Source organism: Bartonella rochalimae ATCC BAA-1498 (assembly GCF_000706645.1).
Lineage (GTDB): Bacteria > Pseudomonadota > Alphaproteobacteria > Rhizobiales > Rhizobiaceae > Bartonella > Bartonella rochalimae.
In genome coordinates this window covers 831,163-847,259 of the sequence record NZ_KL407337.1, presented here as the reverse complement: position 1 = coordinate 847,259, position 16,097 = coordinate 831,163, and the positions used below count along the sequence as shown (strand labels likewise).

At 36.5% G+C, this 16,097-nt stretch carries 8 protein-coding genes; all 8 read right to left on the bottom strand.

The window, feature by feature from the left end; all coding sequences use genetic code 11:
- Nucleotides 1–25: 25 nt before the first annotated feature.
- Nucleotides 26–3,484, bottom strand: a complete 3,459-nt coding sequence (gene addA / locus O99_RS03595; protein ID WP_035006389.1) for a double-strand break repair helicase AddA — start codon at nucleotides 3,482–3,484, stop codon at nucleotides 26–28.
- The gene (gene addB, locus O99_RS03590) at nucleotides 3,481–6,603 is read right to left on the bottom strand and encodes a double-strand break repair protein AddB (protein WP_035006386.1); all 3,123 of its coding nucleotides are present in this window, start codon (nucleotides 6,601–6,603) and stop codon (nucleotides 3,481–3,483) included. Before addB ends, addA begins: the two co-directional genes overlap by 4 nt.
- A gap of 192 nt (nucleotides 6,604–6,795) precedes the next feature.
- On the bottom strand, nucleotides 6,796–8,316 hold the full coding sequence (gene tsaE, locus O99_RS03585; protein ID WP_035006384.1) for a tRNA (adenosine(37)-N6)-threonylcarbamoyltransferase complex ATPase subunit type 1 TsaE: 1,521 nt from the start codon (nucleotides 8,314–8,316) through the stop codon (nucleotides 6,796–6,798).
- A gap of 55 nt (nucleotides 8,317–8,371) precedes the next feature.
- Nucleotides 8,372–10,834 carry a PAS domain-containing sensor histidine kinase gene (locus tag O99_RS03580; RefSeq protein WP_035006383.1) on the bottom strand — a complete coding sequence of 821 codons (2,463 nt, stop codon included), beginning with the start codon at nucleotides 10,832–10,834 and terminating at the stop codon, nucleotides 8,372–8,374.
- Nucleotides 10,835–10,868: 34 nt separating this feature from the next.
- Nucleotides 10,869–12,266: an adenosylhomocysteinase gene (ahcY, locus tag O99_RS03575; RefSeq protein ID WP_035006382.1), complete on the bottom strand. Its 1,398-nt coding sequence runs from the start codon at nucleotides 12,264–12,266 to the stop codon at nucleotides 10,869–10,871.
- Between the two features lie 307 nt (nucleotides 12,267–12,573).
- The gene (locus tag O99_RS03570) at nucleotides 12,574–13,572 is read right to left on the bottom strand and encodes a complex I NDUFA9 subunit family protein (protein ID WP_035006749.1); all 999 of its coding nucleotides are present in this window, start codon (nucleotides 13,570–13,572) and stop codon (nucleotides 12,574–12,576) included.
- Between the two features lie 45 nt (nucleotides 13,573–13,617).
- The gene (locus O99_RS03565; protein ID WP_035006381.1) at nucleotides 13,618–14,937 is read right to left on the bottom strand and encodes a bifunctional folylpolyglutamate synthase/dihydrofolate synthase; all 1,320 of its coding nucleotides are present in this window, start codon (nucleotides 14,935–14,937) and stop codon (nucleotides 13,618–13,620) included.
- A gap of 18 nt (nucleotides 14,938–14,955) precedes the next feature.
- Entirely contained in the window at nucleotides 14,956–15,861 is a 906-nt protein-coding gene (gene accD / locus O99_RS03560) for an acetyl-CoA carboxylase, carboxyltransferase subunit beta (protein ID WP_035006380.1), read from the bottom strand.
- Nucleotides 15,862–16,097 lie beyond the last annotated feature (236 nt).

Sequence of the window (16,097 nt, the reverse complement as noted above, 5' to 3'; positions counted from 1 at the left end):
TTAGAAAACATTTCCTTTTTTATTTTTATACGATGATTTCATCAAGAAGTGCGTCAAGTTTTTCAGGAAGCAATTTAAAGATCTTGGCTTTTTTTATATAAATGAGAAGAGCATGCATATTTTTATCAGGATAGATAGTTTGCAACAATTTCTGATAAAGTGCCATTTGTAATAAATGATGTTTCTTAATATCGGTATCATTTTCTGGTGAAAGACCAGTTTTGAAATCAGCAAAAAAAACACTATTATGGGTGATACATAAACGGTCAATTTGACCAGAAACCATTTGTTCTTTACCATTAATTTTTACGATACCCATGAGCGCAACTTCAGCATGTGAAAGGTTAGAAAAAAATGGCTCAAGGTCTGGATTATCTAAGATTGTCCAAATATGATGAAGGGCTTTTTCTCTTTGGGTTTTATGCCAATGAGAAGCTTTTGTATTTAAATAGAATTGCGCGTAATCTTGGCGTTTTGTAGGGGGGTAATTGGGCAAATGTTGCAGTAATTGGTGAATAAAATTACCATATTCAATAGAAAAAGTTTTCTTGGTATTTTTTTCTCCTAAGACAGGTGAGATGCTAAAGCGTTCCTTTTGAGGGAAAAATTCAGTTTTGGTATCATTGATTCCCACAACAGAGGGCCTTAGAGGTTTTGATAAGGTTAATTCTGTAGGCACTTTATTATGAAAAAACGCAGGTAAAGGTGGAAAAATTTGGTGAGTTTCACAAGATATTTCTTGATACATTGGTGCTGGACAGGAAGAGGTGATGCAATAACGCCAAGCTGTGATATCTTCTGCAGGACCTTTTATAGGAACAGCATGAGGTTTAAGAGCTTTCTTTACTAATTGCAGCCATGTATTCGGGGTTTCTTTTTGATTCGTATAACCACAAATAATGAGTCGATCTTCGGCGCGTGTCATACCCACATAAAGAAGACGTTTATATTCTTCTTCGGCACGTTCTTTTAAACGTGAAAGCACTTTGTCAAAATGTTTTGTATGATGTTGTGCATTTGGGCGCCAGATGAAAACTTGCTTATCTCCTAAGGAGCATTTAAGAAAGTGTGGTGCATATTGCGGATGCCATATTGCACTCCCTGGATCGACCAAAAAGACAACTGCTCCTTCAAGCCCTTTTGCAGCGTGAACCGTCATAATTCTTACTTCTTCACAATTTTGATCAAGTTCACGTTTGATTTCTGGTTCATTGATACTCAATATTTCCAAAAAGGCTTGTAATCCTGGTAATCCAGTTTTTTGAATAGTGAGTGTGTGATCTATAAAAGCATCGAGGACTTCATTTGCTTCAGTTCCTAAACGAGCAATGATTTTCTGTCGTCCTTTATCGTTGTTGAGAATATAACTATAAAATTCAAAAACGGGCATTTTATCAACTAAAGTTCGATATGTGTTAAGACGCTCAAAAATAATTTTAAAAACGGCATGCGATGAAGAATGAGTTGAAAGGCTTTCCCAAAGAGAGCCTGTACGTTGAACGGCAAGTTGATAAAGTTCGTTTTCACTAAGCGAAAAAAGTGGACTTTTTAAAACACAGGCCAGGGAAAGATCATCTTGCGGTTGCAAAACAAAACGGGCAAGCGCCATTAAATCACGCACACTAATATGGGTTGTTAATTGTAAACGATCAGCACCAGCGACAGGGACATGACGGAGTTTGAGTGCACGAGAAAGGGCAGGAACAAATTGATCACGTTTACGAACCAAAACCATAATATCACCAGCACGCAGTAAACGTTTTTTTGCTGGGAGCATTTCACCATTTTTCAACCAACTAGAAATGGTTTCGGCAATTTTTTCTGCTAAACATATTTGGGGTGTATCGAGATGATCAACAGTTGAGAGCCAATCATCAGGAAATTCGTTTGTTTTTTTGGAGATGGCATCCCATATAATAACATCGCCTGGACTATGAACACGGATAGGTTCATGGACTGTCTTTACGTGTTCTGCTGAAAGTCCTTTGTAATTTTCGGGTGATTCAAAGACAAGATCAACGCTTTTAAGGACATCGGCTGTAGAGCGAAAAGAATAATTGAGTTGTATTTTTTCAAATTTTTGTTCAACTTGTTTAACTTTTTTTTGAATTATTCGGCCATTTTCAGCAAAATTTTCTAGTACAGCTCCTTGAAAAGAATAAATAGATTGTTTTTCATCACCAACAGCAAAAACAGTACGTGTATTTGTACGTTGACTGTGACCTGTAAAAAACTCTTGCGCTAAAAGTTGAATAATTTGCCATTGCTTAGGATTGGTATCTTGTGCTTCATCTAGTAAAATATGATCAATTCCACGGTCGAGTTTATATTGTACCCACTGGCTTGCACCTTTATGCTGCAATAAATAGAGAGTACGTTCAATGAGGTCGTCAAAATCTAAGAGGTTATTGGCTTTTTTTAAATCCGTATAGATTTTGAGATAAATATCACAAAGCTGAAAAGCTGCTATGTTAAGTGTAACAAGTTTGACACATTGATATTTATCTAAAAGAAGAGGAAGCTGATTTTGTTTGTCTTCGATTTCTTTTTCGATAAAAGGCCAGACTTCATCTGATTTTTTAGAAAATAAGCGCGAAAAATCACGTGGTTTTCCTGATTTTTCAAAATAAATATTTGAAACAAGGTTGATGATATTTGTTTCATCAGATGATGTTGCTAACTGTAAAAATTTCTCGATTATATCTTTGTTTTTTGGGGTGCTATGGGTTTGATAATATTTTATTGCGTAAGAAGGAAGTGCCGCAATTTGTTGAATTTTATCGAGCAGTCGTTGGTTTGTGTCATCCGGTGCTAAATTAAAAAATGCACGGAATTGTTCTGTTCCATTTTCAGAGAAGATGAAAGGTAAGAACTCAGATAATTCATGTTGTTTTTGAGTTGCTTCATAGAGCAATTGATTGAGTGTATTTTCACTGATAATTTTAAATAATTCTTTTAACGCTAATTGTGCATCACGATGGATTAAAAGTTTGCGACGGGCTTGCTGTAATAATTTTTTCCGATTTATATCATCTAACAGTTCAAAATGGCTAGCAATATTCGCTTCTAGTGGAAATTGATGTAATAAAGATTCACAAAATGCATGAAAAGTTTGAATTTTTAGGCCGCCTGGTGTTTCAAGAGCGCGGGCAAATAATTGACGGGCATTGGCAAGTTTTTGTGTATTAACGGGTTTATTTTCAAGCTTTGATAAAATTGTTTGAAGCTGTTTGTCATCAAGCCCACTCCAATTGGATAGTGTACGAAAAATACGCGATTGCATAACAGAAGCGGCTGCGTTGGTATAGGTAAGACACAAAATACGTGCTGGAGGTGTTCCATTTAAAAGTAAGCGGATGACACGTTCAGTTAAAACATGGGTTTTTCCAGATCCTGCATTCGCAGAAACCCATACACTTGTTGTCGGATCTGTGGCTTTTGCTTGTGTATCAAGAGCTGTTTGAGGAATAGAAAAAAGAGTCATGATTGATCCGCTTTATCGAAACCAATAGACCATTCCAATAATCGAGCTAGATGGTCATAGTCGCCTTCATAAGATTTTTTTAAGGGAACTGCATGTGAAAGATAACCTTGTTGTGGATTCTGATAATAATTGATCAATGAAATAAGATACTTCCATGCTTTTTTACCAAGAGAGATTGCGTTTTCTTGATCTTTTGTTTTTTTATTTATAATGGCTATAGGTTTAATTGTCCCTTTTCCTTTTAAGGAAATGTAAAGTAAATTAGAGGGAGTAAGACCCTTAAAATCTACAAAGGCTCCTTGCATTAATAAAGCTGTTTCTAATGCTAATTGTGGAGAAAATAAGTTAATAACCTGTGTCGATGAAGGGGGAGTGCTGGTTTTAAAATCAATGATTTCAATTGTTTTATCTGGCAAAATATCAAGACGATCTGCACGTCCCGAAAGAGTTACTCCTGTTTCTCCTATGAGGGTGTTTTGAGCAATAACTTCAGCATATCGTTCTCGTGATCCAAGGCTTTGTTCCCATTGAATCAGAAAGGGAGCAAGATTTTCAAAATTTAGCCACCAAATTATTTCAGTATCAGGAGGTAAATTTAATTTATCAAATTCTTTACGTCCAATGGTGAGTAATATCTCGAGCATATTAGTAGAATTTTGATTTTTTATTTGTGTGCAAAAGGCAGCAAGAATAGCATGATAAAGTGTTCCACGCTCAGCTGAACAAGGATCATGGATGAGTGGTTTAAGTGGTTTGAGTCGTAAGATTTTTTTTGCATAAATGGCATAAGGATCATGCCGTAATGTTTCTATTTCTGTGACTGAAAAATGGCGTGGACGCATATCAAGTGGTGGTACAGGGCAAGGCCGTTCCGCAGGGATGATGCTCTTTGTATTATCCAGCATTTTTGCCCAATGAAGGAAGAGTTCTCCTCGTGTGCAGATTTGCTTCCAAACTTGTTTGCCTATAACGGTTTCTAAACGTTGTAGCCAGCGTGATGGAACAGAAGGAGTATGATTGACGCGTGTAGCTCGACTCATAATCACTTGATCCATTCCCATCGCCCACTGGAAATCATGAGCCGAAAAGCCAATACGTTGTTCTGGTGGTTCAAGAGTTAAAGTCATTTTCATTGGCCGTGATAAAAAAGCGTCATTGTGGGTTTTTATCGGCCATGATCCCTCATTTAAACTACCTATGACCACTGTATTAACGGTTTGCAAACGCGATTCCAAAGTTCCCCAGATGAACAAACGTGAATGTCCTCCAGGGGAAGGACTCACAGAACGGGTGGCCATCAGAGCTGAAAACAGAGCAGGCCATTCATAAAGATGAAATTTTAATCCTGATTGATCACTAACCAATTCACGCAAAAAAGTTGCTAAGGCTTTGCCTGCTTCATTTTGATAAAGATGTGCAAGAGAATTATCAGCATCACGACCAAAATTTTCAAAAACTTCAACAGTTGCTATAGCAGCTTCATTGATGCTGCATTCTCTCTCTTGTTTTATTAATGTCACTAAAGGGTCAACTGCTTTGACTAAAAGATGACAAAGAAACTTTGCTTCTTCAATCTTTTGTAAATCAGGCATATAATTCTTAGAAACCTTATGAAAATGTGTTTGCATCCATGTTTTAAAAAATTGGTCACATTCACAAAGATTAATCCGGCAAGCATTTCCTCGAAGGACAAGTAATTCAAAATTCTCAGCCATCTCACGCAAATAATTATGATTATATTCTAATGTTGTGAGTGGATGTTTGAGAAGAGAAAGAAAAGCAACGGGATCACCAGGTTTAAAAATGTTTTCTAAAAGAAGCCGTAATAGGGTCGCAGGTAATGTTTGTGCAAGTGGCATTTCACCTGAGTCATTGGCTTCAATTCCAAATCTTTGTAATTCAGCTGCTACACGACGTGCTAAATTGCGGTCATTTGTAACAAGTGCTGCAGTTTTTTTAGGATCTTCAATAGCATTGCGTAAGGCAAGAGAAATAGCTAAAGCTTCTTCACGCTCATTGGGAGCTTCAATCAATGACCAATCTGCACAAATATTTTCATAATCATTACGTGTGATTTGAGCCCATAAATCTGTCGTGGAAGCTGGTCGTAATGCTTCCGATAAAAGAGCAGCACGTTGGATTTTTATAGCGCTTTGCTGACCGATTTCGCGGACATGAATGCGTTGACATTTCATGAGAGATAAAAGTTTTTTTAAATGATATTGAGGATGACTAAAAGCAGCAATATGGTCAGAAGGGTTAAAAGTTGTTTTTTCTTTATTGAATGCACCTAAGGTATTCCATTGTATTTCATCCATTTGAAGGTCAAGGCCTGGAAGAATCACAGCTCCTTTTGGTAAACAGGCAATTACTTTTAAAAGATTTGCAATTGTAGGAATAGAGCTTGCTACACCAGCAGCGATAATAGTTTTATGAGGTTGTGTACGGTATAAAATATCTGCATGCATTTTGAATGCTTGATTACGCCATTCAGCAGGATTGCATTGTTGTCTTTCTTTTAAAATTTGTGGCCAGCTTTGTGTTACAATAGTGAGAAAATCTAAGGTTATTTGCCACCATTCGGCAACCATATCGGGTACAATTTCTTTAAGTCTTGACCAATCTACGGATTCTGTTTCTATTTCATCCATCAAGTGTGCTAAATCTTGGGCAAGCCAAATTGCATCAGCAGTCGTGGCAGGAATAAAAACATCTTCTGTGCCAAACATAGACCGTAGATGAGTTGGTAAATTTTCACGCCAAAGGCGAATAAGGCGGGCTAAAAGAAGGAGACGTTCACTTTCTCCAATAGGGGGAGTATTGAGCAAAGTATTTTCATTATTTTCAACAAAAAGAAAACTTTTTTCATTTATATCTCCCAAGGGACATATGGTAGGCAAAAAGCTAGATTTTGTATGGCTTTTTTCGAAAAAAGCTGTTCGTAATGCACGAGCAGCGCGGCGCGTTGGTACATAAATAAGAGTATCAGCAAGAGCGGTTTGGATATCCCCATTTGATGCAAAGTTATCAATAAGAGTTCCAGAGAGAAGTGCATCAACAAAATGAGGCAGAAAAGGAGTTCCGGGGGAAATAGAAAATATACGGGGGGTACGGGTCATTTGACTTCATTGTGATCCATATTATTATATTAATTCTTTTTCACTGTATATTAATTTTTATTCAAGGGGAAACCAAAAAGCTCTGTTTATTTTCATAAAAAGTTGAGCGAAAGTGAATGTGAAGAATGCATAATGACTTCGCATTGTCATGAATGATTGTTGCAGAGAGGATGTTTTTCAGGAATAAAATGATTAAGCGTTTAAAATATCTCTGTTAAGAGCTTCACTTTCTGATAAAAGTCCCATTTCTTGATAAAGTCTTTGTAAGGGAGAAAGAATTGGATGTGAAAGATTACGGATGAGATAATTTTGAAGATGAGGGAGATATTTGAGATAAAATGATTTTCCATCTCGTTGGTGAAGGCGTACAAAAATTCCTAAAATTTTAGAGACCCGCTGAGTTCCTGCAAGCACGTAAAGTTTGCGGAATTCATCTTCATCAAAAGGGCGAGGTGCTTGGTGACGTACACTGCAATAGGTATTAAAAATTTTATTTTCAAGTTCTGGTGGAATAAAAAGACGGGCATCTTGTGCTAAAGAAACAAGATCATAAACTGTTGGTCCACTTACACCATCTTGAAAATCAATGAGACCAATGCGATCAATACCCTTTTTATGTTCACGCCAAAGAATATTAGGTGAGTGATAATCGCGCATAACAAAGGTATTTTCTCCTTGAGTTAAAAGATCAAGATAAGGTTGCCAGCAGGTAAAAAAAGTTTCACGCTGTTTTATGTTTAAAGTTTTTTTCTGTTGAAAAGGAAGATACCAGTCCAATAATAAGGAAAGTTCTGCTCGCATAGCTTGGCAATCATAGAAGGGTATCTGAAGCTGGAATGTTGCAAATTTCTTTTTTAAAGGCCATGACTTTTGATGAAAAGTAGCAAGCAATTCACTACAAGCAATATAACGCTCTTCTATAGGATTACCTGATTGGTCTAAAAGTCCTTCACATCCAAAATCTTCTAAAATCAAAATACCATTTTCAAGATCTTTGGCAAAAATACGAGGAGCTGAGAAGCCATTCTCTAAAATAATTTGACTAATTCCTACAAATTGGCTGATATCTTTTGCAAGATGTGTTGTTTCTACATAGGAAGAGTCTACATTTTGCGCCATTTGCATAGTTGGTGCATTCATGAGAACTTCTTGATGATTTCCATCATCTAACAGTTCATAAGAACGCGCTGAGGCATCACCAGCTAAAAAGCGACGTTGAATGTGACGACGTCCATGTGTGATTAAAAAGGTACGAATTGCAAAAGATCGTTGCAGGCGTTCAGTAGCATGTTCTGCAGAGTCAAGAGTGATATGACGTCCACATCCTTTGTATTGTAAAGTGATAGCGAAAGTAACCGGTCCTAAAACTTCTGCTCCTTTTTCTGGCCATTCAATGAGTAAAATATTGTCTTTACGTGATTCATGAAGTCCTAACTCATCCATTTCTTCAATGCTCGAAATTCGGTAAAGATCAGCGTGAAGCACTTCAAATTGTGGAAGTTGATAGCTTTGGACAAGAGTGAAAGTAGGACTTGGAATGTCCATAGTACAATTATTGGCAAGTGTACGGATGAGTGCCCGTATAAGAGTTGATTTGCCTGCTCCAAGGTCACCTTGAAAGGTGACAAGATCACCGGATTTTAGAGCAAGAGCTAAATCTTGTGCAAAAAGTATAGTTGCTTCTTCGTTTTCAAGAAAAAAACTAAAATTCATTCGAATGTCCATAAAAGTAATGGGAAAAATTTTACAACGACACAAAAAAACACAGTTATACAACTCCTGTATCTTTTTGATGAGGGAAAAAACACTTAACTGTTGTCCCTTGACCCATACCAGTCAAAATTTCAACGCGTCCATCATGGAGTTCAACAAAGCTTTTAACAAGAGAAAGACCAAGACCTGCTCCTGCACGTCCACCATGATGGGAATGAGAAGTAAAACGTTTGAAAATCCGATCAAGAATATCGGTTGGTATATCAGATCCCTCATTATGAACACTGAAGATTATATAATCGTCTTGTGTATTCGCACAAAATTCAATGATGCTTTTTTCCGTTGCAAAATTAATAGCATTATTCAGAACATTCACAAAAATCTGATGTAACCGTGTTGCATCTGCAGACATAAATTTCAAGGAAGGAGAAATGTTTTGTGAAAGTGTGATGTGACGTCCATGGAGACGTTCCTCTACTCGTGCGACTGCTTGTGCCATTGCCTCAGCAATGTGAACTGGTTTTATATTCAATATCATAATACCTGCATCAAGAGTTGCCAAATCAAGGATATCATTAACAATATTCAAAAGAACACCTGATTCTGAATGAATATAACCAAGATATTCTTGTTGACGCTCATTGGTAGGGCCAAAAATTTGATCACGTAAAATATCAGAAAATCCGATAATATTAGTAAGAGGTGTGCGTAATTCATAAGAAACATGCTGGACAAATTCATTGCGCAGACGATCAGCTTTTTCTAAGGCCTCATTCTTTTCTTGTAGGGCTCGTGCGATATGGACAGTGTCAGTGACATTAACAAATGTAAGCATTGTTTGTCCATTAGGTAAAGGTGCAAGTGTATAATCAATTATTATTCCACTTTTTAAATCTATGCGGCCTGAATAGGTATCACGTTTTTCAGCAAAACCAGTAATGAATTGTGCAAATTGTTTCCATTCTTCTCCTATTGTTAAAGCAGAACAGTGGTTTTGTAATTCGGTAATATGCGTTCCTTCTACAGGCAAATTATGAGGGAGCGACCACAATTTCGATAAAGCTGGGTTTGATAAACGCAAACGTCCATCAGTACCGAAAACAACAACTCCTTCAGATAGTTTGTCAAGTGTTTCACCTTGTATTTTAATGAGTGTATTATAACGTCGTTCAAGATCAATTTTTTCTGTAAGATTTTCATAAAGCCAGGTAATACCTCCTTGAGGATGAGGACTAGAAATGACACGTACTGTACGTCCATCAGGAAGATTCCAAATTTGTTGATTCGATTCTGTTTGTTGATAAGCTTTAAAAAGCTCTTCTTTCCACGCATGCCAATCAGGATGTTCACCGATAAAACCTTTCTCACGCAAACGTTCTAGAAGCAATGAATGACTTGGTTCACTTTCTAGAAAAGAGATTTCCAATGGCCATAAAATTTTAAAAGCATGATTGCAAAATTTTAATTTTTGGTTGGCATCAAAAATTGCTACAGCCGTTGAAATTTGATCGAGTGTTTCACAATGATTTTGAAGAATTCTCTTCATTTCTTTGGCAAGATTTTCATACGCGCTATCATCACGCGCAAAGGCTGCCATTCCTTCTTTTGTTGTGATACGTGTGAGATGAAAATGGTGTCGTTCTCCTTTAACTACTGTATAAATATGCTTTTGAAAAATTGCTTCTGTTTCATCTGTTTTGCATTGCGTTGTTTCATTGAAAGGATCAACAATATTATTCTTTTCTTGAAAATTCGTCATTTCCCGAAAAGCGCGGTTGGTAAAGCAAATTTTCCCTTCACAATCTCGAATCCACACCGGTTCTTGAATATGATCAAGAAGATTACGTTGCATTTTCAATTCCGTGAGGATTTGGGTTGCTTCTTTCTGTAATCGGATATTTTCACTCTGTTGTGCTGAAATATCTTGAAACCGCACAATAGCGGCTGTTCCAGCGATAATTCCTGTAACTTGCAAGAATATTTTAGTTATAGTCGTGACGGAAAATTCAAAAGAGCAACCGTTACAACGTAGCTGGGTGAGTGCTTGATCAAGTTGCTGCAAAGAGCTTTTTTCAAGCCATTTTTCAAAATGCTGAAAATCTTTTTTATGAATACCTGCTTTTTGCAATGTGGGAATATTACCAATTATACGGGGTAAGGCTGTTGGATTGTCCCAAATAAAGAGGCACTGACCTGTTTCTTCAAGAAGCCATTCATAATGTTTGAGTTTTTCAGAAAAATGAGCCTGGATCATTATCCAAGATTTCCGTAAAGCTCTTTTTGTATTTATAATAACTATGATACAGATCAGAAATGACGCGCAAGCAATACTGCCAAAGATCAGTATAATAAGCCATGGTTCATTTGGCCAAGCGAAAAAAGTAAACAAATGAAATACTGAGGTTTGAGTGACAGCATATACTAGAAATAAAAGAAATAAGAGAAAAAAAACACCAACACAAATTTGAGTAATTTTTTTTATTTTTTCTTTGAATGTATAGTCACCAAAGCTATGCATAATGCGTCTTTTTTCTTTGTACTAAGACAATATCCTAATAACGATAATGTTCTGGCTTATAAGGTCCCTGTAAGGGAACCCCAATATAAGCGGCTTGTTCTTCCGATAAAACGCTTAATTTTATTTTTAGCCGATCAAGATGAAGACGCGCAACTTTTTCATCAAGATGTTTAGGTAAACACGTTACTTCATTTTTATAATTTTTTGCATTAATAAACAGCTCAATCTGCGCTAATACTTGATTAGTAAATGAAGCGGACATGATAAAAGAAGGATGGCCTGTGGCATTACCAAGATTTAACAAACGTCCTTCAGATAATAAAATTATGCGTTTGCCATCAGGAAAAGTAATCATATCAACTTGTGGTTTAATATTTGTCCATGGTAGATTTCTGAGAGCTGATACTTGTATTTCATTGTCAAAATGACCAATATTTCCTAGAATACACATATCTTTAACTTGTCGCATATGTTCTAAGCGGACAACATCTTTATTTCCAGTAGTTGTTATAATAATATCAGCGCTAGAAGCTGCATCTTCCAAAGTAACAACTTCATAGCCATCCATAGCGGCTTGAAGAGCGCAAATTGGATCAATTTCTGTTATTTTTACACGTGCTCCAGCGCCTGAAAGAGAAGCTGCTGAACCTTTACCAACGTCACCATAACCACAGATAATAGCTATTTTACCTGCTATCATCACATCCGTTCCACGCCTGATACCATCGACTAATGATTCCTTACATCCGTATCTATTATCAAATTTTGATTTTGTAACGCTATCATTGACATTAATAGCAGGAAAAAACAAAAGTCCTTTTTTCTGTAATTGATAAAGGCGGTGTATTCCCGTTGTAGTCTCTTCGCTTACACCTTTGATTGCTGCGCGCTGACGCGTAAAAAATCCCGGTGTGAGAGCTATACGTTTTTGAATTTGTTTGAAAAATAATTCTTCCTCTTCTGTTTTAGGATTCGATAGGATGTTTTTGTTTTCCTCTGCACAGCTACCTATTAAAATATAGTTAGTAGCATCGCCTCCATCATCTAATATAAGATTAGAAAGTTTACCATCAGGCCATTGAAAAATTGCATCAATATAGGTCCAATATTCTTCAAGTGTTTCTCCCTTGATTGCGAAGACTGGGATTCCCGTAGCTGCAATAGCTGCTGCTGCATGATCTTGTGTAGAAAAAATATTACTAGAGCTCCATCGTATATCAGCACCAATTGCTTTTAATGTTTCAATCAAGACGCCTGTTTGAATGGTCATGTGTAATGAACCAGAAATACGTGCTCCACGTAAAGGTTGACTGGAAGAAAATTCTTTACGGCAAGCCATTAAACCAGGCATTTCCGTTTCTGCAATATCAAGTTCTTTACGACCATAAGCAGCTAGTGCGATATCTTTGATAACATAATCTTGAGCTGTCATTTTTGTTCTTTCAAAATTATTTTTCCAGAACGGTAGGAGAAATTAAAAAGAAATGCAAGCAAATACAAATATTTGTCTAAATGAAAAAAAATTTTAAATGTTCATCAGTTTACGGAACAAATGTGTATTAACATTTTAAATGGTGATGTGAGAAGCGAACCAGAAAATTTTAAAGTTCTTTAGATGCAAGAAAAAATCATTATAAAATTTTATTTTGAGAAAAATGTAAAACTTACAGATATTTCAAGATCTTTAAATTTTTTTCTTTTTTATAGGAAAATAAATGAGCTCACAAAATCGAAGTGTATTAAATTGATAAATTATGAGAAAACTGTCCTTGCGGACGGAATCGCCACAGATAACTTGGTAAAATAGCTGCCATTGATTTAGGCGTAATTCCTACTCCCTCTAAAGTATATCCATTATCTTTAGCCTCTTGAGAAACAATATGATCCTTTTGTAAAAAGCGTATTTGATTAGCTGTTACGAGTTTTGGAAAGAGGGGTACTTTGCCAAGAGTTCCGAAGAAACCTCCGATAAAAAGTCCCATAGCCAGAGGTAGAGGAAGTGTTCTTTTTTTGCGGTGAATAACTTTTAATATCTCTTCAAGAGTATTTTGGAATGTAAGAACTTTGGGCCCACCAAGGTCATAATTTTTGCCTAAAACAACACGCTTTTCTAAAGCATATACAACAAATTTAGCAATATCACCAACATAAACAGGTTGCAATTTACTTTGCCCCCCACCAAAAAGTGGCATAATTGGCATAAAACGAGAGAAATTTGCTAAAAAATTAAAAAAACAATCTTCTGGTCCGAAAATAACAGATGAACGCATAATAACTGCTTGAGAATGCGTATTACGAACAATCTGTTCGCTTATAGCTTTAGCGCGTGCATAAGAAAATGAGGCATTTTCATCGGAAATAAGTGTTGACATATAGATAAGAGGAATACCAGCTTTAGCTGTTAATTCAGAAACATGTTTCGCACCATCAACTTGTATATTTTGAAAATTCGGCTTGTTTGTTTGGGCTAAGCTTCCAGGAAGAAAAACTGCACCATCTGTTCCCAATAATGCATGCTCAACTGAAGTATAATTTCTGACGTCAGTTTTAAGCATCTGTGTTTGTCCTACTTCGCCTATTTGTAACATATAATAAGCTTTTTGTGGACAACGTACAGCAATACGTACTCGATAACCTCGCTTTGTTAAGGCTTCTACAACATGCCGTCCTACAAAACCGGATCCGCCAAAAACAGTGATAAGTTTAGGTTTTTGATAAAGGGCGTAATCAAGTTTCATGATCAAAAATCCTGTCATTAAGGCGCTAAAAACACCTGGTTGTTACTAACATGGGGGCGTTTGATTGTCACGCAAAATATCACCAGCAAGGTACAAAGAACCACCAATGAGGACAATTGCTTTTTTATATTCTGAGCTAATTTTGTGAAATGCAGCTTGTAGATTAGCCTGTGGATTAGCGATAAGCCCTGCTTTTTGAGCTAATTCTGCTAAAATTTTGGGACAAATACCTGCATTACTGGAAATTAAAGGAACTGTATACACTTTCTTGACAAGATTGACCAAAGGGCGAAAATAACCAACGCTGTCTTTAGTATTAAGCATGCCAGCAATCATTACAATGGGGCAATTTGATTTTTCTTTCCACTGGGTTAATATTTTTGCGATGGCTTTTCCAGCGGCAGAGTTATGACCACCATCTAGCCATAAATCAAAATCGGGAGGAAGTTGATCGACCAATTTCCCGTGAGTCAGATGTTGCATCCGTGCTGGCCAATAAAGATTTTGTAAAGCGTTGCTTATGACTTGTTCTGAGAGTTGAAAACCTGCTTGGTAAATTGCCTCAATAGCAGCACCGGCGTTGTCAATTTGATGAGCACCAATAAGCTTAGGGAGCGGGAGATCCATTAGGCCTTGATTATTTTGAAATACCATACGTCCGTATTCTTCATAGCTTTGATAATCTTGGTTAAAAAGGTAGTAGGGTGCTTTATTTTTGACAGCAAGATCACTAAGAAAAGAATAAGTTATTTCATGATCTTGTTTACCAATGACTACAGGAACTTCTGGTTTAATAATTCCTCCTTTTTGAAAAGCAATTTGTTCAATTGTGTTACCAAGAAAAGATTCATGATCATAATCAATAGGCATGATAAGCGATACAGCTGGCTTGTTAATGATATTTGTGGCATCAAAACGTCCTCCTAATCCAACTTCTAAAATAATGACATCAGCTGGGTGCGTGCTAAACAACATAAAAGCAGCAGCCGTAAAAACTTCAAAAATAGTGATAGGTTCGTTGCAATTTACTTCTATAATTTGATGAATTGTTTTGCTTAATAGGCTATCTGTGACAAATTGGCTGCCTCCTTTGTGATTGAGTCGAAAACGCTCATTCCAATTAACTAAGTGAGGAGAGCTGTATACATGAACACGATAGCCTGCACTCTCTAAAAGAGCACGACAAATAGCTGAAGCAGATCCTTTACCATTTGTTCCAGCAATATGAATAATAGGAGCAAGATTTAAATGTGGGTTATCAAGACATTTTAAAAGACGTGAAATACGCTCTAAAGAAAGATCACACTTTCGCGGATAGATTTTTAGTAAATCATCTATCACTTTTTGCATGCAGCTTTTTTTCATAATTTAATAGATTTGGCTTCAGAAATCAGTTTTTGCAGATTGAATGGATGATGGATTAGAAGATTTAGAAATTGCAGGACTTTTTGTCATTAAACGTAAAAGCCGCGCAATAGTAGTTTTCATTTCCAAACGAGAAACAACCATATCAATCATACCATGTTCAAAGAGATATTCACTACTTTGGAAACCTTCAGGCAATGTTTCACGAATTGTTTGTTGAATAACACGTGGTCCTGCAAAGCCAATCATAGCACCAGGTTCAGCAATATGGATATCACCTAGCATAGCATAAGAAGCAGTAACACCACCAGTGGTAGGATTGGTAAGAACCACAATATAAGGTAGTTTTTCTTCTTTTATCATTTCAATTGCTACTGTTGTGCGTGGCATTTGCATCAATGATAATGTTCCTTCTTGCATTCTTGCTCCACCTGAAGCTGCGAAAAGAACTAAAGGGCACTTCTCTTGAATGGCAGTATGAAAAGCTTTTATAATAGCTTCTCCTGCAGCCATGCCAAGTGATCCACCCATAAACGCGAAATCTTGAACAGTAGCAATAATTGGTAAACCTTCAATAGTTCCTCGTGCATTTAGAATATTATCATCAACACCAAGCTTAGAACGATAATCTTTTAACCGGTCAATATAACGTTTTTCATCGCGAAATTTTAATGGATCTATGACAACTTTTGGATTTTCAATCAGTGTATAAATGCCATCATCAAAGAAATGCATGAGGCGATTTTTAGCACTAATACGCATATGATAGCCAGAATTAGGAATCACATATTGATTAGCTTCCAGATCTTTATGGAAAACCATTTGACCATTGGTGGGATCTTTGACCCATAGATTATCCGGAATTTCACGATGTCCTAATATGGAATTGATTTTAGGACGAACATAATTTGTAATCCAGTTCATCTTTGTCGCCTCTCTATGAAATGTTATACACCTTATGTGTGGGTTGAGGGAATGTAGGACCGAATAGTGAAGCTTATCTTTGCTCCAAATAAACAATAAATTACTTCATTTAATGCGATGATAATAGCTCAAATAAAAATTTTTCTATAATTAAGATAATTTATTTTGTTAGTTTTTTATTTTAATGTCAAATTGCATTGCGGTACGATTATGCGAGAAATTGGCAATAATGACTT